Consider the following 23492-nt stretch of genomic DNA (forward strand, 5'->3'; position numbering starts at 1 on the left):
TGTTGATTGTCTTTCCGATCGTGCTTCTCGATCGCATGCGCTGATCGAAACTCCGGCAGTTCCGCCAAAGCCCGCTCCGTGATTGACTTCGCGAAAACCGCGGTGATAAAATGGCGTCATCATGCCCGCATCCTTTTCGGCGCCGCGCCGGAATGCATTGCTTTGGATCGCTTGCGCGGCGCTGGGAACGGTCTCCTGCGGCAAGCGCGATGAAGCCGCCCGCGGCCCATCGACCGTAAGCCATCCAGCGGTTTCCCTTCCCGCGGCCGGCGCCCCGGATACGCTGGCGGATTCCTCCGCGCTGAATGCGTCGGCTCCCGAACCGACAGCCGCGAAACCCGATGCCGGACTGACCTTCCTCTCGCATCCTCCCAAAGCCTACCTGGGCAAGGCCTTCGTCTATAAACCTTCCCTGGATTTCCCCGGCGCCTTTTCCTTAAGGCTCGCCAAGCCGGCCGATTCGACCATGAAGCTGGATCGAGGCCGTATCCTATGGACGCCCACGCATAGCGGTCGTTTTCCCGTTTTGATCGAAGCCTTCCTTTCCGATCGCTCCGGCCAGGCCGAGGGTAAGAAAACCCAACAGGGATTCATCTTGGATGTGGCGCCGGTCGTGAGCCTGGTATTACGGCCGTTACCCCCCAAGGCCCACAAGGGCGACTCGGTCGAATTCGATTTGAGGCAAAGCCGTTGGCCCGCCTGGGCGGCCGCTTCCATCAGCGTCCGGTTCGATTGGGAAGGCGATGGCGTATGGGATACCGAAGCCCTGCCTTTGGCGGCGCAAACGCTAAGGCGGCACGCTTATGCCGCGCCGGGTCGGTTCGCGCCCAAGGTGGAGGCCCGCTACGGAAGCTACGAGGTCCAGCAGGCCGGCGGTGCAATCTCCATCGTGGGCAAGGTGACGGCATCCGTGAAGATTTCCCCGGATACGGTAGAGCCTGGAGCCGAATTCCTGGTAGACGCATCTTCTTCCCGGTCCGAAAGTCGCTTAGCGTATTCCCTCGATCTCGATGGGGACGGGAAACCGGAATGGATCGATTCCGCGTCCGGAAAGGCCACGCTTAAGGCTCCGGCATCCGGCATGTACCATGCCCAACTCACGGTCCGCGATGCTATGGGGGAAACGGACAAGGCCGAAACCGTCTTGTGCGTCAACGCCCGGCCCAAAATCGAATTCCGGGTGCGCAATCCCAGGGACAACATGTCGGCTACCATCGACTTCAAGATCCGCGCCAAGGACCCGGACGATTCCCTACGTTCGGTGCGCTTCAGTTACTCAGGCGGAGATAAGGATTGGGAGACGCGGGCCGCGCCCGACAGCCAGACTGGCGGGCATGAATGGTATCTGCGCCTTAAGCACGCGTATGGGAAGGTAGGGAAGTATGCCCCCAAGGCATGCGTGACTTCGGGCGATGGCCGTGAAGCCTGCCAAGAACTCCAGGTCGAAATCTTCAACGCCCCTCCCGAATGCCGCCCCGGCGGTGATCTGCATGCTACCCTAGGCCAGCCCATCGCCATCGATGGAACGGGCGTAGATCCCCACGGGAAGATCGTGAAATGGGAATGGGATTTGGACGGGGACGGCGAGTACGATCTGGTCTCCACCGAAAACGGGAAGTTCCAGTACACCTTCAGCAAGGAAGGCACCTTCAAGCTCGTGCTGCGCGTAACCAGCGCCGATGGCATGACCGCCATCGGGAGCCGCAAAGTGGAAGTGCGGAAAAAGTGGAAGACCTGAACGCCGTGAAAGCCCTGCGCGGGTTCGCCCTTGCGCTTAGCGCGGCTTTATGCCTGGCTTCTCAGGCCCGTGCCGATCGCCTCGTTCTCAAGGACGGCCAAACGATTTTCGGAAGGGTGATCGACGAGAGCGATTCCGTCGTCCGGTATTTCGATCGCTACGATCGGCCCCGCAAGCTCCCGGCCGCCGATATCGATACCCTCGAGTACGACTCCCGCGATGTCCAGGGTTTGGTCAAGGTGGCCTTCCGCAAGGGCCAGACCCGGGATCGCACCGGCCATTTCCGCATCCGGCATTCCGAGGAATTGGATTTGGATGTGGAGTACAAGACCGATTCCACCGCCGAGCTGGACCTTTTCTTCCGGAACGAAGTCCACGTGCGCGTCCTGCCCAACACACGTTTCAAGGTGGCCAAAGCCCCCAAAGGCCCGTCCGATCCGCTCCTCTTCGAACTCAAAGCGGGCCGCATCCTGGCCACGTCCCCGCGGCCCGAAGCCTTGGTCCGCGTCATCACCCCGTGGGGCATCGGGGTAGGCCGCGGGCAATTCCAGGCCGGCGTGGTCGGCTCTCCCGCCGATTCCTCCATGCAGATCCTTTGCCTGCGCGGGCTGACCGGCGCGCAGGAGTCGGCGCAAAGCCCGGGCGAATTGGTGGTGGAGGAAGGCAAATCGGTAAGGCTCGTGCGCAAGGAAAGCCTCTTCGATCGGCGCGCGCCCGATGCGGAGGAAGATCGGTTTTTCCGGGAACTGGCCGCCAACATGGGCCATTACCGTTTCGCACAAGTGCAATATCCGGGCATCGGTTACTTGCCCAAGGCCCTGACGGGCTTAGGCTTTATGGTGTTCTTCTACGGCACGGCCATCGGGATCCTGGACTATGTCAATCATATCTAGGACCTCCTTGGCCGCCCGGGCCGTGATGTACGCGTTGATGGCAATGCTTGCCACAGCCCTTCCCGCCCTGGCCCAATTTACGGACTTCCAAGGCGGCAATCTGAGCCTGAAGGTGGAAGGGAACATGTCGCCTTTCGCCTTGGCCAGCAACACCGGCGCGCGCGGCGCCATGAGCAACGTCACCTCCTTGTACCCATCGGCGGCATCCTTGTTCGGCAATCCCGCCGCCCTGGCGAGCCTGCAAACCATGGACGTGCAATCCGATTTCTTCTTGCCCGGCCTGGGGTTGGGAGTCAGCAGCGAACGCACCAAAATCCTGCGCAACGATCTGCGCGCGCCCATCCAGGATTTCCTGTCGGGCGGCGACAACCACGTGGCCCATCCCAGCTTTCCGGACGTGAACCTGGGGTTGTACCAGTCCACCAACCTGGGCGGGTTCGCGGTCGCCTTCGGGGGCCCTTCCGCGACCTTGGCTGCCGGATACCAGCAGCCATTCAGCGGCCTGATCGATTTCGGGTTGGGCGGTTTCCGCCTAGGACTCGGGATTCCCGAGGACGCATCCGATCCGCAATCGGATAGCATCAAGGTGCTGCTCTCGGTGGACGCCTTCGCCCGCTTCAAGGCGGAGTTGAACGATTTCTCCCTCGGGATTGCGGGGGAACCTTGGAAGAACCTTCGCTTGGGGTTGGCATATCAGCGCTACACCCTCGACCTGGGGCTGGATGCGGGCGCCCGGGTGGACGGCATCCTCCAGCGGGCGGGGCAGGAATCCTATTTCCACTCGCAGGACGTGAATTACCAGAACGATTTGGACGCCAAGGGCGAGGGCGCCATCACCGGCTCAGCGCACGGCGTGCGTCTGGGGGCGGCGTGGCAGCCGTTCCGGCATTTCGGCGCCGATGCCATGCTCAGCCTGGCCGAAACCATGCATTTGGATGGATCCCTCGCATGGCAATACCACATGCTGCCCGCCCTGGATTTCAGCAGCGATAAGATCCTCGATCCGGCGAAGATGAATCCCACAAAATTGACCCTGACCACCCGCACCAAAGAGGTGCTGCAGGATATGCAAGTGAACATGCCCTGGGAGGCCGCCCTCTCCTTGCATGCCAATTGGTCCGCCGTGCGCGTGAACCTCGACTACTCGTATTTCCTGCGGGGAATGTCGGTACGCTATGAACTGCTGGACAGCGTGGATGCCTTCGACAAGGAAACCAAGGATCGATACAAGGATCACGAAGGTAACGATTCCGTGGAGGTGACCCGGGCTTCCAAGATCTTCCGCCTGGGCCTGGAGCAGCAATTCGCATTGGGCATCCAGGTTTACCAAGTCTTCCTGCAAGTGGGAGGGATCGTGTACAGCGTAACGCAAGGGGACATCTTGTCCGAATCGGCGGCCTACCGCCCGGCCTCGTTCCCGTTCCTCCCCACCTTGAACCTAGGGTATTACTTCCCGTTGGGGCCGAAATTCACGACCACGGTATCCTTGGTCGCCTTCCCCGTTGCGCTGTTCAAAACCAGCGTGGAGTACCGGTACTGAAATGAGATTCCGCCCGGCTTTCCGTTTTCTCCCGGCGTTCATCGGCTTGTTCGCCTTGATCCAGGCCCATGCCGGCATCACGCTCACCCAGGTTCCCGTGGGCATGCGTAAGCAGACCGCAGAGATCACCTTGGGATGGACGGGAGGCGCGGGCCGCGTGCATCTACGGGCGTCCCTGGTGCCCGGCGGGACCGGAGCGTCCATTTCGCATTACGATTCCCTGCATCTGCCCAGCCTGACCGATGCGGGAACCTATACCTTCAAGGTCAATCCCGATATCCCGGTGGCCTACCGCAATACCGATCTGCGTTTCGGCATCAACTACTGCATCCTCACCGACGGGAAAACGGCTTCGCCCGAATTCATCATCATCCTGGAATCGTCGAACGCGCCGGTGCTGACCGCTCCGGCCAACGCGGCTTCCATCAAGGATCCGGCCCCGACGTTCGCATGGACCGGGGATGCGCCCTTCTACGCCCTGTTGGTTTCGGACGAACCGTTCAAGATCGGCGACGATGGGACGGTTTCCGGAGTAAGCGCCATCTGGCAAATCATCACCCCCTATACCTCGGCCCGTTATGGCGATGCCGATCCCTCGGGATACAACACCGTCCCGGCCCCGCCGCTGATCTCGGGCAAAACCTACAACTGGCTGGTGCTGAACAATTACGGGAATAACAGCGCTTCCACATCGAAGGTCGCGCCCGCGCCGGTCTCATTCACCTATCTGCCGGCGGCTCCCTTGCCGTCGGCGACGCTCATCGAACCCCGGGACAAGGATACCCTTCCGGGTCCCGACCAAATCGTATTCCGCTGGGGCCTGGTGGATGGCGCGGTCAACTACAAGCTCGAGCTCCTGGAGGAAGACCTGGTGGACGGGAGCCAGGCGGATATTTCGCTATGGAAAGCGACCTCTACGGGCGGGCAAATCGCGCTGGACAATGCCAGCGCCTTGCTGCGCCGGTACAATTACAAGTGGCGCGTGTACGCCACGGGGAACGACGGTTCGGCTTCTCTCTCGGAGAAACGCAGTTTCTTTTACGCCGTGGACGTGGGGGATATCAACGTTTTCGTGAAGGACCCCGCGGGCCGCAAGGTCGCCTATGCGCCCGTAAAGGTCAACCGCCTGGGCGGCTCTTCTTCCGCCGTCTACCAGAGCGGATCGACCGATGCCGATGGTTCCTTGGGGATCAAGAACGCACCCCTCGGGACCTATGAAATCCGCATCGAGAACGCCGATGGATACCAGCCTAAGATCGATACCCTGGTGCATGCGTCCAAGACGGGTTCTACCGACAACATCGTCCTCATCCCCGCGCTGGGCCGCATCCTGGGAAAGGTTTCCTCCGCGGCCACCGGCACCGGAATCCTCAATGCGCAGATCACGGCAACGGGAAGCGATGGATCGCAATGGACCGAGGTCACCAATTCCCAGGGAAACTATTCCCTCGGGTTGCCCCGATCTCCGCGGCCCTCTCATCTTCGAGCCCGTCGCGCACGACCGACTTCGCCCTGGCCGCCAATCCGTACACCTTGTCCGGCGCCGTAAGGAATTCCTTCACCCGCCAAGGTATCTTCGGCGCTACGGTGCAACTGGTCCAAGGCGGGCAGACGCGCACGGCCAATACCGACGGCAACGGGGCCTTCTCCTTCTCCGTACCCGGGGGCGCGGCCTCCGTCCGCGCCTATTGCGCCGGTTTCGCGGCGCCGGAACCCGTCTCCCTCAGCGTGGACGGGGACAAGACCTTGGCCTTCGCCTTGGATCCGAATGCCTCCATCCTATCGGGCCGGACCCGGGATCTTTCCGGCACCGGCATCCCCGGCGCCATGGTCATAGCCACGCCCAAAGCGGGCACGGTGCGGACCGCGCTCAGCGACAATCAGGGATACTTCGAGCTTAGCCTCCCGGCGGGGGACTGGATCCTGGCGGGCTCCGCGAAGGGTTACGCCTCGCAAACCACGCGCAATTTCCTTCTCGACGTCTCCAAGACCGTGCAAGGCGTGGATTTCAGCTTCGCGCCGAACGGCTCTCTCATCAACGGGAGAGTAACCATAAATGGTGGTGGACTGGCGGGGGCATTGGTGGTTTCCGGGCAAGCTTCCGCCGCTACGGATAACTCCGGCTACTACCGCCTTTCCGTAAACACGGGAACCCAATCCGTTTCGGCCGCGAAGGAAGGCTACCTGATTCCGAAAATCTGGACCCTGCCCATCAATCCCGGGGATTCGGTGGCCAACATCGACTTCGCGGCATCGGGCAATGCCGGCACCGTGAAAGGCCACGTGCTATCGGGCGGGGCCGGAGTGGCGGGGGCGACGGTAAAGGCGGCGAACAAGGCCACCCGGGAAACCTTCTCCCAGGTTAGCGACGGGACCGGAGCCTATGCGCTTTCCCTGCCGGGGGCCGATTACGAATTATCCGCCGCCAAAGATGGCTTCGCCTTGGACGCCCTGCTCGTTTTCAGCTTACCGGCGGGCGGTACCATCCTGGATCAGAATCTTAAGCTCGTGGCGAATCAGGGCATCGTATCTGGGACCGTCGCTAGCGGTAGTGCGGTGTTGTCCAATTGCGAAGTCGCCTATCGCGGCGCGACGGATGCGTCTTCGGCGGGGAAAACCCTGACCGATCCGCAAGGCCGGTATTCGCTTTCCTTGCCGGCCGGGGCGGCTTACCTCCTCACTACGACTTGTACGGGATATCAGCAAGGGACCGCGACGGTCGCCGCCTTGACCCGCGGCTCGGCGGCGACGCAGGACTTCAATGTGCCGGCGGCCGGAGCCACCTTTAAGGGCAAGGTCGTGGACGGGGCGGGGAAGGCCTTATCCGCCGCCAAGGCAACGGCCGCGAAAGATGGCGCATCCGTCTCGACGGCTTCCGATTTCAACGGCGCCTACGCATTCGGGCTGGGAGCGGGCGCGTATGGGCTCACGGTTTCCAAGGCGGGTTATCGTACCGTGAACCGCTCCTTAAGCCTGTCATTAGGCGACAATTCGGGAGCGGCCGATACGTTGCGGCCCTCGGTGGGCCGCCTGGCGGGCAGGGTGACCTCGGACGGGGCTCCCGTAGCGGGGGCGTTACTGAGCCTGGCGGGTTTCTCGGCCGATGCGGGCGGAGGCCTGTTCGCCACCGACGCGGACGGCCATTATTCCGGGGACAACCTGGCCGCGGGATCCTATTCCCTTTCCGTTTCCGCCGACGGCTATGCGGACGCCAAGCTCGCCTCGCTCACGATTTCCGATGGGCAACTGACGAACGCCGATCTTGTCCTTACGGCCAACCGTTCCGCCTTGGAAGGCACGGTTCAGGCCGATGGAGTTGCGGCGGCGAATGCCGTCGTGGCGGCCACCGCCTACGGGGTGGCCCGCTCTGCGGTCAGCGGTCCCGATGGCAAGTACCGCATCGATAAGTTGCCGGCGGGCACCTACTCCTTATCGGCCACCCTAGCCGGCTACGCGGCGGATAAAACCTACGATGGCAAAGGATTGACGGCCGGCGCTACGCTCTCGGGTCTGGACTTCGCCTTGAGCCGCAACGTCGGAAGCCTTGCTGGAACGGTTTCCGGGGCCGCGAATTCCTCCGGCATCCAGGTAACGGCGGTAGGCGTCAAGAAGGGCGCGCGCAGCTATGCGGTTTGCGATGCGGCCGGGAAATATTCCATCCCATCCCTGCCCGCCGATGACTACACCCTGACCGTGGCCGCGCCCGGATACAAGATCGCCTCGGGAACCCAGTCCCCCGTGGCCACCGTCGCAGGCGCATTGCGGTTCGACATCGCCTTGGCCCCTGCCGTCTTCAGGTTGGCGGGCGTCCTGGTCGATCAGGCCAATACCGGCATCGGCGGGATGCCCATGGAATTGCGCGCCGGATCCTCCACGGTCCGGATCACCACCCAATCGGACGGGTCCTACGCATTCGCCGACGTTCCCGCGGGCCAGGAATACCAATTGTCCTGCAAACCCCCAACGGCCGGATTCGATCCCAAGGACACCGCTTTCTCCTTAAGCCTCGATGCCCCGGCCACCGTCATAGCCAACCTCAGCACCTTGTCGCGCCAAGCTAGTCTCTCCGGTTCGGTCAGCTTGGACGGCGTCGCCGCGGAAGGCGCGCTCATCCGGGTCAATGGCAGCGGCAACGCTCTTACGTCGCTTTCCCAGCCGGGGGGATTCTTCAAGGTATCCGGCATCGCCGGATCTGCGCAGCCTTTATCCGTATCCGTTTCCAAATCGGGGGCCGGCGGATTCGATACCTCCTTGATCGTGAACGTAGGGGGAAGCGTTGCCGGACTTGCCATTAAGCTGAAGACCCTGAAGTTGTCCTTGGCTGCGATCTTGTCGAGTTCAGAAGGCAAGCCGTTGGCAGGCGCGAAGGTAGTGGCGGCTTCCGCCAAACGCCTGGATACCTTGGTCACGGGAACGGACGGCAAGATCACCGTGAAAGACATTCCCGCCAACCAGGCGCTGACCTTGGCCACAGCCCTGGACAAGGATCTCTACGATAATTTGGAAGCATCCGTGTTCCTGAAAGAAGCGGATACCAGCATAGCCTTGCAAGCCAAGGTGCATGCCGCCAGCGTAACCGTGAGCGTGAAGGATCGGGCCGGCGATCCTGTGGACGGCGCCGACGTGCAAATGAACGGGCAGGCGCTGGGGAAGACTACCCAAGGCCGCCTCGTCGCCGCGAAGTTGGCGCGAGGCAGCTACGTATTCATCGCGGGCAAATCCGGGTACAAGAGCGGGCCCGCCCAATCCCTGTCCCTTCCGGGCGACACTTCGGCATCCGTTGATCTGATTTTGACCAAGGTGACCGGCGGCGTCTACGGTACCGTCCGCGATACCGGATTGGATCAGGCGGGACCCGGAGGACTTGCCGTGGCCACCGCGCGCTCCCTGCCAGGCGCCATCGTAATCATGGTCGCGGGAACGGATACCCTGCGCGATACCGTGAACGACCTGGGGCAATATTCGTTGGACGGCCTGACGGAGGGCCGCCAATACCAGATCAATCTGGCCTTGCCCGGATACCGTCCGCTACTCGATTCCATCGTCGGCAACGTCCAACCCCAAGCTCGCGACCTCATCCTTCGCCCCTTTCCGGGGTCGGTCCTGGGACGCGTGTTGGGCGGAAAGTCCGGGGTTAAGATGGTGCTTTCGCATCGGGCCGGAGGCGGGACGGAGACGTTCCTCGCGCGTTACGGGGGGTACTACGCCTTCACGGGCCTGCAAAACCGCAATGATTACGTGGTCCAGGCCTTGGATGGAACGAACGGTTCGCCCGCAGTGGCTTTCCAGGCCGATGGGGCCTTGGCCAAGCGTTTCGATCCGGTCCTCGATGCTTGGGGCTCGGTCCAAGGCGCGGTCACTGGCTTTTCCGGGAACGCGGTCGCGGGCGCCCTGCTCTCGGCCCGCAATACCGTAACGGGGGCCCTTACCCTGGCGACCTCCGATGCGGCGGGCAAGTACGTCCTGGCCGGCCTGGGAACCGGCGCATATGAACTCACTGCGGACCGGACGGGTTACCGTAGCCCTAAGGCCTCTACCGCGAACGTTACCAAAGGCGCCCAGGCGTCCGCCGATTTCCGGTTGGAAGAAACGGTGGATGGGATCGGCGGCCTGGTGGCGGATGCGGCCGGGCGGGGAGTGGCGGCGACGGTCATACTGGTCGCGGGCAAGGATACATCGAAGCAAGAAACCGACGGCAGCGGGCAATTCGCCTTCGGGGGACTCGTCGCAGGCAGCTATAGCTTGACGGCACGCAAGGACGGCTACGCGTCTCCGGCGCCGGTTACCATCGCTTATGGCGGCAAGGGCCTGGAGAGCCGTGCCTTGGCCTTGCAGCGGCAAGATCACCTTATCAATGGCCTGGTTCGGGATGCCTTGACCAACACTCCCTTGGCGGGAGCGCAAATCGGTGTCGCAGGAGGCGCATCCGCGATTTCCGATTCCCTCGGCCATTACCAGGTCGCGTCGCCCTCCGGAGTCCCACTGGTTTCCCTGGCGGCATCCCTGGACGGGTATCTGCCCCGGAGCGGATTGCCGGTTTATGTCGACTCCAACGGCTCCGCAACACAGGATATCGTTCTCTCGGCGGACTACCGTTTCGACGGTCGTATCAACGTGACCGTGAAGGAGGGCAAGGATCCGGTGCCGGGACTCCTCATCTCCCTGCAATCCTTCCATCCCGACGATTCCCTGGCCTTCTCGATCTCCGCGGCGGTCGCCAGTTCTTTCCGTGATCTGCGTCGCCCCGTTCCCTATACCCTCAAGGTGAAACGCGATGGCTACAAGGACTTGGTTAAGGGCGTCGAGCTCACCGCGAAGTCGCCGACCTTGGACGTAACCCTCGCGTATCCCACCAGCCGAATCCGCGTCTTCATGACCGGCGACGGGAAGCACGGCAAGAGCGTGGAGCTGTCCCTTAACGGCCAAAGCCTTCCCGAGCATCCGGATACCGCGGGACTTTACCTCAGCGGCGCCAAACTTAAACCTGATCGCTACGAAGTGGCCGTCCGGGATCGGGAAACCGATCTGATTCCCCTCGCGCCTTATTTCATCGGCCTGGGGGAAGATAGCGTGCGCACCGATACCTTGTCCCAGCCCTTTTTCGCCGTCGCCATCCCCGACTCCACCATCGACTCGCCGTTCCTGGCCCGCGTGCGCCGGGTGGATTCCCTGCGACCCGCTCCCGCCGTGACCTGCAGCCTCTACTATCGTTCCCAAGGCGAGCCTCTCTGGAAGTCCCTGGCGATGGATTCGACGGCCGGCGGCTTCGCGGATACCGTTCCGGCCCAAAGCCGGGCAGGCGTTTACGAATACTACTTCGCCCTGCGATCCCCCTCGGGCGCCCGCGTGGGCGTGCTTTCCGGCGGGAACGCTTCGGTGGCGGGTCTTCCCACGTCCTATTCCGGCGTCCAATCCCCTAAAACCTTCTCCTTGCGCGATCCGTACTTATTGCAGTCGTTCGCCCTCTTGCCCCAACGTCTGGAAGCGGACACCTCCGTGTATTCGCTGGATGCGCGCGATCTTTTCCAGGCGCAAATGCGCGGCGAGAAAGGCGTAAGCCTCGACGCTTATTTCGATCGCAAGGCCGCTGCGGGCGAATCCGATTACACCGTTTCCTGGTCGTTCTCGGAACCCGACCGCGCCAAGGCCGCCGGCCTCGTGCTCGATCCGGTTTCCGGCAATCCCAGGATGATCCGCTTCTCCGGCGGCCACAAGCCTTCGGACTCGGTATACCGGATCGAAAGCGCAGTGAGGATGGGGGATGTCCGGCTCAAGAAGTCCTTCTACGTAAAAATCCAAGACCTGACCCCGGCCTCCGTCGGCATCCGCTACGTGAAAGAAAACCGGGTCTTGGAAGAGAATGGCGCCACTCTCCCGCTGGATAATCGGAACGCTGCAGGCTATGCCTTCGCCGCCTTCGCCAAGACCGCGGATGGCCGCATCTTCAACATCCTTCCGCGCTGGTCCCTCGGGGAGGATTCGGCCGCGGGGCGGATCACCCAGCAAGGGGTGTTCTTCCCGGATTCCGCCGTGGCGCGCAGCGCCGTCATGAGCATCTTCGATACGCTCCGTGTCGGGGCCACCCGCACCGGGGAGGCCTTGTACGCGGCTTTCCAGGCGGACGCCGACTTGATGACCTTGGCCCAGGTGGCGCCGGCATCCAAAGGGAGCACCGTGGTCACCAACGGCGAAGGCGCCGTCCTCGAATTCAACCTGGCGGGGCTGAGCAAGGCTTTCACGGTCAGCGTTACCAAGCCCAAGGTGAGCGGCCTCTTGCGCTCTTCCCCCAAGGAAGAAGTCGTGGGCCAGATCCTCGACATCGATCTGAGCGAACGCCAGCCGTTCAAGGCCGATAGCGGGGCGGTGCTGAAGTTGCCCGTCGCCAATGGCATCGCCCGCCGCCGCACCACCTATCTGGGCCATTGGAACTCCGGGCTATTGGCTTGGGAAAAGGTCGACAGCGCATCGGCCGGCGCGGATGTTTCCGGCAAGGTCTATAGCTTTTCCAAATACGCGGTCCTAATGGGCAGTCTGCCGCTTGGCGCCTACGATATCACCTTGGCCCCCAATCCTTTCTCGGCGGACGATCCCTGGGGCCTGCAATTGGGCTACAAGGTTTCCTCCGACGTCTCCAGCCAAGTGGGCGTGCGGGTAGAGGTTTATAACATGATGGGCGACAAGGTGTACGAAAGCGAGGAAACCCAATTAGGCAAAGGGGACTTGGTGACGCCCGGAACCAAAAAGGCCGCGCCCAAATCGCCCGAGCGACGCGCGGCCCTGGGGCCTTTCGTCTGGGACGGCCGCGATACCCGGGGCGATCCCTGCCGTAACGGCCGCTATCTGTTCAAGCTAATCGTGAAGGATGGCAAGGGCAGCAAGGAATACCTGCGGAAAGTGGTGATGCTCAAATGAACCGCTCCCGCGCCATCGCATGGGCCTGCTTATTCGCGGCCGCCGGTACCCACACCGATGCCGAATCCCTGGCCGGCGCGCCCGGTGCCTTCGCGCCCATCCCGATGGGAGGCCGCGGTACGGCGCTGGCCGGGGCGCAAACGGCCGCTCCCGATAACGTGGAAGCGATCCTTTATAACCCGGCGGCCATGGCGGCCACGAAGGACTGGTCGGGCGGATACTACTACAGCGATATGTATGGGCTCGTTCCCTACCATTTCACTTCCGGCACCTACCATATCCCGGGCCGCCCCTTCGTAGCCGGCGTCGCCTGGCTGCAAAACGGGGACGAGGTCTACTCCGAGAACGAGGTGCTTCTGGGCGGATCCTATGAGCGCGGTTGGGTGCAGCTGGGAGCCACCTATAAGCTCCGCTTCGCGGGCACGGGGGTAGGGGGGACCGAATTCCGCGATCCGGAAACCAACCTGGGCCATCAAGTGCAGGCCAGCGCCCTGGGCCTGTTGGGCTTCGACGTGGGCGCCACGGTGCGGCCCTTCGGGTCCAAATACGCCATGGGAGTGGTCCTCAAGGATCTCGCCTCCCGTATCGCCTGGGATACCCGTAACGAAGCGGGTACCGCGCGCGGGCAATACGCCGAGTACGTCCCGGTGAGCCTACGCTATGGGTTCCTTTTCGATCCGGATCCGTTCCTCGATTTCGCGGTGGATTATGAGCCAGCCTTGTACCATGACGGTTTGTCGCGCCTAGCCACCGGCGCGGAATTCGTGCCCCTGGAACTGCTACCGGATTCTTGGGCCAAGCCTTACGTGCATGATGCGTTGGCGGCGCGCGTCGGATATGCGCGCAACATGTTCACCGCCGAGGCTTCCCATCGCTTGACCGCCGGGGCGGGGGTATCGGTACGCTACCTGGGCATACGCTTGTCGGTGGATGCGGCTTATGAGTGGGTGTTCAATTTCGATGGGAACAATAACCTGAGGCTCGGGTTTAACGTGAGCCGTTAGAAGCCTTGCTCCGCCTTGGTTTGGCTTCAAAGAAATGAAATTCGCCCTTCCCATTTTTACGGCTACCGCTTTGCTTATGCATGCATATCCGTTCTGGATTGCATGGTTGTTAAATTTGGAAAACGCCCCGGATTTCTGGCACGCAAGATCAACTGAAATTTTTGTGAACTTAGCTTGCGCAATATTGGTAGGGGTACTCAATTGTGGGATTGTCCGGAAATTTGCAATTGCTTATTTAGGCGCCCTCGGTTTGCTTAGCACCTGGAATATCCTGAAAGGGCTGCAAGTTTATGCGCTCATGGCAATAATCGTAGACGCTTGGTCCCTAATCTCGGTTCATTTTGTCCGGAAAAAATACGATCACGTTTAATTGTGCAAATGACAGTGGTGTGGTGGACCGATAGGGGGCGTTGCGGGGGCCCGCCCCCGCAGAGCAAGGGGGTAGCGGAAGCCCGCTGCCGCCCAAGTTCCCACGTTGAACCATTCGGCAGCGGGCCGGAGCGAGGGGGAGGCTTCCCCCTCTCAAAAGGCTTCGCAGATTAGTTTGGATTATCCCGACCGACCCAGGCTCCGAACCCGCCAGTCTCAAATCCCCATCCGGATCCCAAACATATAATGGCGATCCTCGAGCTGCCCAACATATAAGCCTGCCTCGTCCGCCCATGAAGTGAATTCCAATTGCAGGATGAACAGGTTGGCCGTAAGACCGTAACAAGGATAGCCGCCCTTGAAGCCGCCGCGGATCTGCGCCAGGCTCATGTTCATCTCGGCCCCGAAATCCACTTTTTGCAGGAAGTCTTTTTTCGCGAAGGCATCTTCGATATCCAAGTCGAAATTCACGTAGCGAAGCAGGCCCTGGTTGCGCAATACCGCCGGCAGGTAAGCCAGGCCGAAGCTGTAGGTGATCGGGACGGGATCGTTGTCGATGTTCAGGAACACGTTGTAGACGACCGCTCCCACGCGCAGCTCGGTGGGGACGATGTCGTACAACGCGCCGGCGGTCAGGCCGAAGCCGAATCCGGGCTTGTAAATCCTCTCCTTCTCGGCGTCCAACATGTTCTGCAAGGTGTCGCCGGCAGTGGCGTAGTTCTGGATCGAAATGGATTGCTCGAAGATATGGTAGGTGGCAACGGTCGGGGATAGGCCGATGCTGAGGCCGGGCAAGGGTTGGATGGCTCCCGCGACCTTGGCGACGAAATCGGTGCGGATGCGGGCGGTGGCGGCGGGGATGTAGATCCCCTTGTCCAGCATGAAGCGGCCTTGCGAGCCCAGGAACCAGGCCGCGCCGATGCCCAAGGGCAAATCGGGATCGGTGCTGCGGGCCGCGAAGTGCATTTCCGGGGCGGTGCCCAAGGTAATGGGCCGCCGGTCGAAGATCATGATGTCGTCCACCAGGGTATTGTCCGCGGCCATGCTGTCGACGCTCGCGAAGCTCCCGGAATGCGCCCCGGCCACGTTGAGCGCGTCCCCGGCCACCCCGAACAAATCGCCCACGTCGAATTTCAGGGCGATGCCCGCGTCCAAAGGCGTGTTCAAGCGCGCCAGACCGGCGGGGTTATAGTAGATGCCGCTATAATCGTCGGACAAGCCCACGAAGGCGCCGCCCATCCCCAGGGCCCTCCCGCTCAGGTAAACCGGCCCCCGCACGGCCCAGGCGGCGGTTGCGGAAAGGGTAGCCAAAGTGGCGATGAGGAGGGATTGGCCGAACGGGCGCTTCATCTCATTTCCCCTTCTTGAAGCCTTTCACCGCCCCCTTGCATAAATCGAAGGTCGTCACGGTGTCTTTCACGGGCGGCGATACGCTGGAATCCATCACCACCACGGTGCGGCGCGTATCCACCAGGCCGGTATCCGAGGGGGCCCAATAAATCTGGCCCTTACGCTCGGGGTGGGTGAACAGGCGGGCGGGAGCGAAGGATTCCTCGTAGCGGGAAGTGAACAGGCTTTCGTCGGGATCAGCCGCGTCGATCTTGCCGTCCCCGTCGTTATCCGCCAAATCCTTTTCGGCATGGTAGAAGACGTTCCCGGCCGTGTCCGGCGCGCCGCGGGAATCCTCGTCCACGCGGCCGTCGCCATCGTTGTCGATGCCGTCCAACAGCTCCTCGTCGACGCAGCCGTCCCCGTCGTTATCGACCTTGTCGAAGACCTTGTAGATGACCACGGTGGCCCCGGCATCCTGGATGAATTTCTTCACCTGGCCGATGGCCGAATCGCCCACCTGGTCGGCTGCCCCGGGGAGCGCGGACTTCACCTTCGCGCAATTGCTGTCGGCCGTGTCGCATTTGACGCCGCCCACGAGGCTGTCCTTCTTGTCGAGGACGCCATTGAGGAACAGGTCTATGGCCTTATCGCTCTTGGCCAGCAGATCGCTGGACTTGTCCAAGAGGTTGTTCAGGGCGCCTATCTTGGCCGTATCATTCTTGAGATCGGCGATGTGGGCCATGATACTGTCGGGATTGAGCTTGGTGGGATCCGTGAAGTCGATGATGCCGCTCAGGATATTGTCCTTGGAGTTGATGCGCCCGTCCCCGTTGAAATCGGCGATGGAAAGCACGGCTTCGATGGCGGAGGCCAGGGCATAGTCGGCGGAGAAGCGCCGGGCCGGGATGATGCCGTCGCTGAGCCCGCGCGCGTCTCGATTAGCGAGCAGGCCCAGGTAGGCGTTGATGCCGCGGTTGGCCACGTAGATCTTGTCCTTGATGGAATCCGGCTCGCCCAGGAAGGGTATGGTCTTGCCGTCGTTGTTTTGGAACGACTCCAGCAGTTGGAACATATTGATGCGCTGTTCCAGGAGGCGGGCTTTGGCGGCGCCATAATAGGCCTCCGATTTGGACGAATCCTTCGCCAGCGCCGCGTTGAACTCGTCCAGGGCCTGGGCGTATTCCGCCTTTTGCAGGAACAGCTGGCCTTCGAAGATGTGTTGGTCGGCGGTGTCGGCGGAGGTGCCCACGGCTTCTTTGAAGATGTTGCATCCGGAAGCGGCCAAGGCCAATACGGCCAGCGCGGCGCGGGCCGCAAGGAATCGAAGCATGCGGAGATTTTAGCACGCTGGCCGCGACGAGGGCAACCTTCCCGGAAGTCTTCGGCTTACGGGCGCAAAACCATATGATGGATGAGGTATCCGTCCGCCCGCGCGGCGATCTCCACGGTGGGGAAACGGGCCCGCGCCGGCTTGGCGTAGTCGAGGAATTGGTTGGCCACCACCCAGGCTTCGCCGCCATCGCGCAATGCCGAAGCTATGCATTCGATCATGCGCGCGGGCAGGGTATAGTCGGTGGCCGCGCCTTCATGGAAAGGCGGGTTGGCGAGCACGAGATCGAACTGGCCGGCGGGAGCGGAAGCCGCATCGGCGCATAATACCCGGCCGGGAAGGCCCGCTTCGGCGAAGTTGCGGGCGCCGCAGGCGATGGCGGTGGCGCTGGCGTCGAGGGCGAGTACGTCGGCGGCCCCGCGCGCGAAGGCTGCCAACCCTAAGGCGCCGCTTCCGCAGCAAAGATCGAGTACCCGCAGCCCGGTGCAATCCGGCACGTGCCGGGCCAGCAGCGCCGTCCCCGCATCGGTGCCGCGGTATGCGAACACGCCCGGCTTGGTCCGGTAAGCCGTTTCGCCGGCGGGATGCGCAAGGGTATGGCGTAAGGAACGGTAATAGCCGGGATCTTCGATCGAATCGGAAGGTTGTGGGGCGTTCTTAAGGAAACGCAGCAGGCGGCAGGAGTGCTTGAGCGCGAGCATGGCCCCGCTTCCGAAATGGAGTTCGGCCCGTTTGGCGAAACTCTTGATCCCTTCTTGGTTGGCCGCCGCCGCCAACAAATCCCCGCCAACCTTGAGCATGCGGAAGGACTCCAGCAAGGCCGAATTCACGCTCGCGGTTCCGCGACCCAGCCGCATTACGATGCGGTCGAAATGGCCTTCAGGGAATCGGTGCTCCGGGAGGAAATCCTCCATCGTCCCGGCGGGACGCTCGGCCCAGCAGGGCTGATCGCCAAGGATCACCCGCACCGGCCCGCCGTCCCTGACAGCGGCCGCGGCGGGTTGCAGATCCGCATGGCAAAGGACTTCGCCGTAACGCGCGGCATACTTCTCGATCAAGGCCGGCGATCCGGCGCATCCGAGCAGCAGCACCCGGCGGCCTTCGCCGGTCGGGGCGGCCTCCAACAGGCCCAGGGCCGGATCGTCGCTCATGCCGGTCCTTCCGTGCCTGCGCTGGTATTTCCGGGGGGCCGCAACAAGCCCTCGACTTCCTCTTCGGAAAGGAATCGCCAAGCACCCGGCGCGAGGTTTCCGTCCAGGGGAACCGGCCCGATGGCGATGCGGTGAATGGCTTCCACGCGATTGCCCACGGCGCCGAACATCCGCTTCACTTGATGGTAGCGCCCTTCCGTGAGGGTGATGCGGCAGCGTTTTTCGCCATCCATCACCACTTGCGCGGGGCGCGTCGGCTCTACATCATCCCGTAGTTCCACCCCCGCCGTGAGTTTTTGGATTTGATCCGGCTTAACGGGGTGCTTTAGATCCACCTGGTAAGTCTTGGCCACGTGCCGCTTGGGCGAAGTGAGATGATGGATGAATTCCCCCGAGTCGCTCAGGAGAAGCAGACCCGTGGTATCGGCGTCCAGGCGTCCCACCGCTTCCAAGCCCCGCCGCAGGATAGGTTCGGGGAAAAAGGAGAAGACGCTGCGATGATGTCCGGGCGCGTGGCTGCATTCGCAATCGGCGGGTTTGTGGAAAGCGAGATACAAGGACTCCCGAAAAGGCAGTTCCAGGTTCCCGACGCGGAACCAGAGGCCGGCCGCATCGATCACGGCTTCGGGGTCGGAAATCCCTTCCCAACGCATGGGACCCGCCGGCTCGGACCCCATAGGCCCGGGCGGAGGGTCTCCCATCGGCCGCCCCAAGGCCACCTGGCCGGATCGGATCAGGCGGGCGCAGTCCTTACGTGTGCCGAACCCTTGCGCGGTCAGCAGGCCCGCCAGGCCGGGATTTTTCTTGGCCATGCTACGATTCAGCCATCTTCCGGATCGGCGGGGGCCACGTCCCGTTCCTGGGTCTCATCGTAGGCGGATCCTTTTCCATCGGTCAGCTTGATCCGTTCCAGGATCAACAGGACCCGATCCTGTTGGGTATTGGGGATCCGGTAAGCATGGTTGCGGATGATCTTGTATTCGTCGCTCTGGAAGGCGGCGACTTCCTCGGCCGCCTTCGGGCCCTTCATGAAAATGGCCTTGCCTCCCAGGCCCAGGCAACTGCCGAAGCGCGGCAAGGTCTTCTCCACCGTCTCGAAGGCGCGCGTGATGGTTGCCGCGAAAGGTTGGGTCAGGCTGCGGGAGGTCACCTTATGGCCGAACACCGAAATATCCGTAAGGCCCAATTCACGGATAGCGAGCTCCAGGAACTGGACGCGCCGGGGCCGCGGTTCCGCCAGGACCATGCGCGTGGACGGGGACATGAGTTTGATCATGAGGCCGGGGAAGCCGGCGCCGGTTCCCACGTCGACCAAGGGGGAGGGCCAACGGCCCTGCATCAGGCCGTGGAGGATCATGCAATCGGCGTAGTGCCTTTGCGCGATGGTATCGAAGCCGATCAGGCGGGTGAGGTCTTGATCATGGTTATGCTCGCGAAGCAGCTGATGATAGGCCCAAAGCTTGTCCAAGGTCGGCGGACGCAAGTGGACCCCGTACCGGGCCAGCAATTGCCCCAAGACCACCTTGGAGGGCCTGATGGCAGGCGCTTTGCCGAAGCGGTTGGCAGGCTTGCCTGGCTGTCCTCCAGGCTTGCCCGAGCGACCCTCGGATTTGCTTGACCGGGCTTCGGGTTTGCCCGTCCAGCTATCCACCTTTCCCGTCTGGCCACCGGTATTGCCGAAACGGCCGCCGGGTTTCCCATTGCCCTGGCCGTCCCGGCGCGGCAATCCCCGTCCTCCGCGCTTCTGCATTATCCCGCCTCCGGCATATTGGTCTCGTACCCGAACAGGGTGGAAGAAAGTTCGATCAGGGTCAGCATATGCTGACGGTAACGCGCGCGGAACTGGGCCCCCGCGGTTTCGCCCAGGCGCTCCTCGAACCCCATCCGCTTGGCGAGCTTCTCGATCTCTTCAGGCAAGGTCGGCAATTCATGGCGCTGCTGTAAGCCCTGCAATTGCAGCACGTGTTCGATGCGGCGCAGGAACACGTAGGCCTTGGAGAGCAAGTCATAATAGTTATGGCTGAGCAGCCGATACCGGTACAAGCGCGCCATCACCGCCAGGGTATTTCCCGAGATCAGCTCCGGCATGGCTTGCCCGTGCTGGATCTGCAGGTATTGCACGAAGAACTCGATGGTGCGGATGCCTCCCGGCCCCAGTTTCACTTCGCTCGAGAGCCGGTTTTCCTGCCTCAGTTTTTCCAGGCTCTTTTGGCGCACGGCCCGCATGCTCGCTTCGATCTTGGCCCGGTTCCCGCGGGCCACCGCTTGGGCTTGGCCCGCGCGGCACACCGCGCGCCCTAGTTCGATATTGCCCGCCACCGGGCGCGCTTTGAGCCAGGCCTGGAGCTCCCAGCCGGAGGCTTCGGTTTCGAAATATTCCACGAAGCGGGAGGAGGAAACGAGCAGAGGGCCTTGGGCGCCATAGGGACGCAATTGGGTGTCCACCCGGAACATTTTCCCATGCCGTCCCGCCCCGGATAGTGCCGCGATGAAAGCGCGCGCCCAGCGCTCCAGATCGCCGCGCCCGGCCTCGCCCACGCGCTCCGGGTCGAACGCGAATACGATATCGATATCCGAACTGTAGTTGAGTTCGTTGCCGCCCAGCTTGCCGAGCGCGATCACCGCCACCGCATCCCGCAGGGAAGCGGTTTCGGCCATGGACATGGTGATCCCGAAGCCGGACTCGATCAGCGCATTGGAAAGCTGGCTAATCTCCAAGGTGATGCGGAGCAAGGTTTCGCCCAGCCAGATATCGCGCAAGGCGATGCGCAGGTATTCGCGGTTGCGGTAGCGCCGCAGGCCTTCCAGGGAATCCTCGTAACCCTGCCGGTTGGGACTCAGCCCCACGATTTCCCTGCGGAACTGGTTCAAAAGCTTGGGCTTCTCCAAGGCATGCGCATCGCCCAAATCCATCAGATATTCGGGTTGCCGCACGAGAATGGTGGCCAGGTAATCGCTATGGCCGAAGGCCTTGATCAGGATCTCGTTCAGATAAGGATGGTTCAGCAATTGCCGAACGAAATAATCGGGATCCGGCACCGATTCCAAGTATTGGCCCAGATGGCGCAAGACCGATTCCGGATCGGGGCTGGTCCGCAATTTCGGGGCCGCCACGAGAATGGCCGCGCACAAGATGCCTTTTTCCCGCACCCGGTCCAGCATGCTCCGCAGCAATTCGGCCGCGTTCCTTATTCCCGCAAGCCCCAGCCCGTCCAGGGCGCGCTCGAGGCGCTCCGGCGGGGACTGCGGATCGAGGACGGCGGCGGTCAGGCTTTGCCGTCCTTCTTCCGCCGGCCGGGAGCCCTCCCCGAGAAAGCGGCGGGCGAAAATCGCATGCACGTCCCGCATGGCATGGCTCAGGTCCCAGTCCAGTTGCGACTCGGAGTCGTACCGGGATCCGGGCAGGTAACCCATACGTTTCGCCAGATGCCCGAAGGCGTCGCTTCCGCGCGCGGGCACCAGGAGATCCCGGGAATAACCGCGTACCATGCGGAGCCCGTTGATGAGCCGCCGCAGGAAAACGTAGGCCCGGTAGAGGCTCTCGAATTCGGAAGGATCCAGGATGCCTTCCTCGAGCAAAGCCTCCAGCACCGCTTCGGTGTTCGGCTCGCGGAGGGATGCGTGTTTGCGCCCGAAGCGCAACTGCAGGAATTGAACCGTATACTCCACCTCGACAAGGCCGCCCGGCGAGAATTTGGCGTTCACGCCTTTCCCGAGCACCTCTGCCTGTTGCGCTCGCAAGGTAAGGGTATGTTCAATCGGGATGCTTTCCCCGGCGAAAAGGATTTCGTCCCGCGCGCCCATCGTTTCCTCGGCGAAGACGCGATTTCCGGCTATGGGACGCAGCTTGAGCAGGGCTTGCCGCTCATAGTCCAAGGCGCCCCCGCCAAGCCGGTAATATTCCAGCCAAGTCGCGAATTGCGAAGCCAAAGGTCCGCTGTCCCCATGCGGGCGCAGCCGCAGATCGAGCGCGAAAATCCCTTCCGGGCGCGACCGGATGATGCCGCGAATCTCCTCCATCAGCTTGCCGAAGAATTCGGAATGGCTAACCGGCTTCGGCCCACTGGCAGAGCTGACGGTCCTTGTCCCTTTGGCGGGCTCGACCGCGGTTTCGCCGGCGGCGGCATAGAGCAGTTGCAATTCCAGATCCGAGGCGTAACCCAACTCGCGTCCGCCCAGCTTCCCTTGCCCGAAAAGCGCGTAAGGGCACGCCTCATCGCCCCGGCGCGGCTCCCCGAATTCCCGCACCAGCTTGCCGTAGGCCAATCCCAGCGCCCCTTGCAGGACGGCTTCCGCCAGGGTGGTGACCTCGGCGGAAAATTCCTGCAGGGTTTGCCTTGGATAGATGAGATGGGCGGCCTCGATCCGGAAGAGGCGCGAATCCTTGAAACGGTTGAGGGCTTCCACCCGGTCCGCGTAGGAGGGCTCCCTGTCCATGGCTTCGCGCAGCCGCGTCTCCAGGTCCTTGCGGGAGGCCGGCTTGCGATCTTCCTCCAGCCCCCGTAACACGGAAGTGACCTCCTCCAAAGGCAACTTCGTCATCTCCTCCCACAGGTAATCGCCGGAGCCCAGGAGCCGCGCCAAGGAAGAGAGGAAGGTGAGATCCTCTAGTGTCGCGATTTCCGCGGCCGCGCCGGGCCGCGCCATCAAGGTATCGATGAATCCGTTGAAAGACTGGACCGCGGCGGGAAAGTCCGTGGCCTGGGGCAAAGCCGAAATGAAACGCTCCATCAGGATGATGGCCACCTTGATGCGTTCCAGCGTATGGTCATCGTGGATGGGCCGGCCCTGGGAATCGGCTATCAGGATTCGGTCTTCGAAGCGCTCGCCTTCGGCGCGGGTCAATAACTTGAGGATGGAAACGCCTTGCATCGCCAAGGCGTTGCTGAGGGAGAAGAGAAGCGCTTTGCGATCGGTACCCCGCACCGTGAGGAGGGCCCCGCGCTCATCGGGCTCGGCCTTGATCTCCAAAGGCAATTGCGGGACCGGATCCGGGATCAGCCCGGCCGGTCCCTCACCGGCGCCGTCCGCACCGCGAGGCGCCCTCAAGGCTTCCTTGGCCTTGGAAGCCGAAGATTTACGTTCCAGATACGCCCCGATGCGCCGGAACAAATCCCGCCGCAAGGCCTCGGTCTCGCGACTGCGCAACAGGCGGATCACGCTCAATAGGTCGGCGGCCAATCCATCACGGAACTCCGCATCGATGCTCGCGGGGGCCTCCGGGGGCCGCTCCAGCACCAGGTAGTCTATGAGCTTGCCCGCGGCAGGAACATGCTCTTCGGGCCATCCCTGCCCGCCCTCGATCAGTTCGGGGGCATAGCTGAACACCCTGCCGACCTTGATGTCCAGGTCATGGCTGGCGAGCACTCCGGAGAGCGCCGCGAAGAATCCCGGCACGTCCTCGCCGACCACGGTCAAACCGAAGGTCCTATCGGAGAGAAGGGAAAACCGAAAGGAGTAGGGCTCGTCCCGGGTAAGGCCGGCGACGCGTTCGAGATGGCCCTCGATCTCTTCCACCGAGAATTCATTGAAATAATCGGCGTCCAGGCGACGGCAATGTTCGGCCACCAGTGTCTCGGGGAAGCGCCCGCCATCCGGTGCGACCGCATTCGCGAGGACGATCGCCTTCTTTTGGGCCGGCGTCATATCCATGAGCCGCCAAAAATAGAAAGAAAAAGGGGCCCCCTTCCGGGAGCCCCTTTATTACCGAAGCGCCTGGAGTT

General features: G+C 62.5%; 11 protein-coding genes. 5 read left to right on the forward strand and 6 right to left on the reverse strand.

Annotation, left to right across the window (positions count from 1 at the left end):
* Positions 1–121 precede the first annotated feature (121 nt).
* From JF616_09185 to JF616_09205, 5 genes are all read left to right on the forward strand, one after another.
* The gene (locus JF616_09185; GenBank protein ID MBW8887915.1) at positions 122–1738 is read left to right on the forward strand and encodes a hypothetical protein; all 1617 of its coding nucleotides are present in this window, start codon (positions 122–124) and stop codon (positions 1736–1738) included.
* A complete protein-coding gene (locus tag JF616_09190; GenBank protein MBW8887916.1) occupies positions 1726–2631 on the forward strand; it encodes a hypothetical protein in 906 nt (301 codons plus the stop codon). Before JF616_09185 ends, JF616_09190 begins: the two co-directional genes overlap by 13 nt.
* A complete protein-coding gene (locus JF616_09195) occupies positions 2615–4171 on the forward strand; it encodes a hypothetical protein (protein MBW8887917.1) in 1557 nt (518 codons plus the stop codon). The genes JF616_09190 and JF616_09195 overlap by 17 nt, the downstream gene beginning before the upstream one ends.
* A gap of 1410 nt (positions 4172–5581) precedes the next feature.
* Positions 5582–12583 carry a carboxypeptidase regulatory-like domain-containing protein gene (locus JF616_09200; protein MBW8887918.1) on the forward strand — a complete coding sequence of 2334 codons (7002 nt, stop codon included), beginning with the start codon at positions 5582–5584 and terminating at the stop codon, positions 12581–12583.
* Positions 12580–13587 (forward strand): hypothetical protein, encoded by a 1008-nt coding sequence (locus tag JF616_09205; protein ID MBW8887919.1) that lies wholly within the window; start codon positions 12580–12582, stop codon positions 13585–13587. The genes JF616_09200 and JF616_09205 overlap by 4 nt, the downstream gene beginning before the upstream one ends.
* A 585-nt stretch (positions 13588–14172) precedes the next feature.
* On the opposite strand, the gene JF616_09210 is transcribed toward JF616_09205, so the two are convergent.
* The 6 genes from JF616_09210 to JF616_09235 are packed head-to-tail and all read right to left on the reverse strand — an operon-like array spanning position 14173 to position 23421.
* Complete coding sequence (locus JF616_09210; protein ID MBW8887920.1) at positions 14173–15306, reverse strand: hypothetical protein; 1134 nt, start codon at positions 15304–15306, stop codon at positions 14173–14175.
* Between the two features lies 1 nt (position 15307).
* Positions 15308–16618 (reverse strand): hypothetical protein, encoded by a 1311-nt coding sequence (locus JF616_09215; GenBank protein MBW8887921.1) that lies wholly within the window; start codon positions 16616–16618, stop codon positions 15308–15310.
* A 56-nt stretch (positions 16619–16674) separates the two neighbouring features.
* A complete protein-coding gene (locus tag JF616_09220) occupies positions 16675–17769 on the reverse strand; it encodes a methyltransferase (protein MBW8887922.1) in 1095 nt (364 codons plus the stop codon).
* Positions 17766–18581, reverse strand: coding sequence for a pseudouridine synthase (locus JF616_09225; GenBank protein ID MBW8887923.1), 816 nt, complete (start codon positions 18579–18581; stop codon positions 17766–17768). The genes JF616_09220 and JF616_09225 overlap by 4 nt, the downstream gene beginning before the upstream one ends.
* 8 nt (positions 18582–18589) lie before the next feature.
* Positions 18590–19519: a class I SAM-dependent methyltransferase gene (locus tag JF616_09230; protein ID MBW8887924.1), complete on the reverse strand. Its 930-nt coding sequence runs from the start codon at positions 19517–19519 to the stop codon at positions 18590–18592.
* A complete protein-coding gene (locus JF616_09235; protein ID MBW8887925.1) occupies positions 19519–23421 on the reverse strand; it encodes a hypothetical protein in 3903 nt (1300 codons plus the stop codon). The genes JF616_09230 and JF616_09235 overlap by 1 nt, the downstream gene beginning before the upstream one ends.
* Positions 23422–23492: the final 71 nt, after the last annotated feature.

Source organism: Fibrobacterota bacterium (assembly GCA_019509785.1).
Classification (GTDB): domain Bacteria; phylum Fibrobacterota; class Fibrobacteria; order UBA11236; family UBA11236; genus Chersky-265.

Excerpts from the sequence above, each read along its gene's own strand:
- JF616_09225 (MBW8887923.1), bottom strand. The coding sequence starts at position 18,581 with ATGGCCAAGAAAAATCCCGGCCTGGCGGGCCTGCTGACCGCGCAAGGG.
- JF616_09185 (MBW8887915.1), top strand. The coding sequence starts at position 122 with ATGCCCGCATCCTTTTCGGCGCCGCGCCGGAATGCATTGCTTTGGATC.
- JF616_09195 (MBW8887917.1), top strand. The coding sequence starts at position 2,615 with ATGTCAATCATATCTAGGACCTCCTTGGCCGCCCGGGCCGTGATGTAC.
- JF616_09220 (MBW8887922.1), bottom strand. The coding sequence starts at position 17,769 with ATGAGCGACGATCCGGCCCTGGGCCTGTTGGAGGCCGCCCCGACCGGC.
- JF616_09200 (MBW8887918.1), top strand. The coding sequence starts at position 5,582 with ATGGACCGAGGTCACCAATTCCCAGGGAAACTATTCCCTCGGGTTGCC.
- JF616_09230 (MBW8887924.1), bottom strand. The coding sequence starts at position 19,519 with ATGCAGAAGCGCGGAGGACGGGGATTGCCGCGCCGGGACGGCCAGGGC.
- JF616_09215 (MBW8887921.1), bottom strand. The coding sequence starts at position 16,618 with ATGCTTCGATTCCTTGCGGCCCGCGCCGCGCTGGCCGTATTGGCCTTG.
- JF616_09235 (MBW8887925.1), bottom strand. The coding sequence starts at position 23,421 with ATGGATATGACGCCGGCCCAAAAGAAGGCGATCGTCCTCGCGAATGCG.
- JF616_09210 (MBW8887920.1), bottom strand. The coding sequence starts at position 15,306 with ATGAAGCGCCCGTTCGGCCAATCCCTCCTCATCGCCACTTTGGCTACC.
- JF616_09205 (MBW8887919.1), top strand. The coding sequence starts at position 12,580 with ATGAACCGCTCCCGCGCCATCGCATGGGCCTGCTTATTCGCGGCCGCC.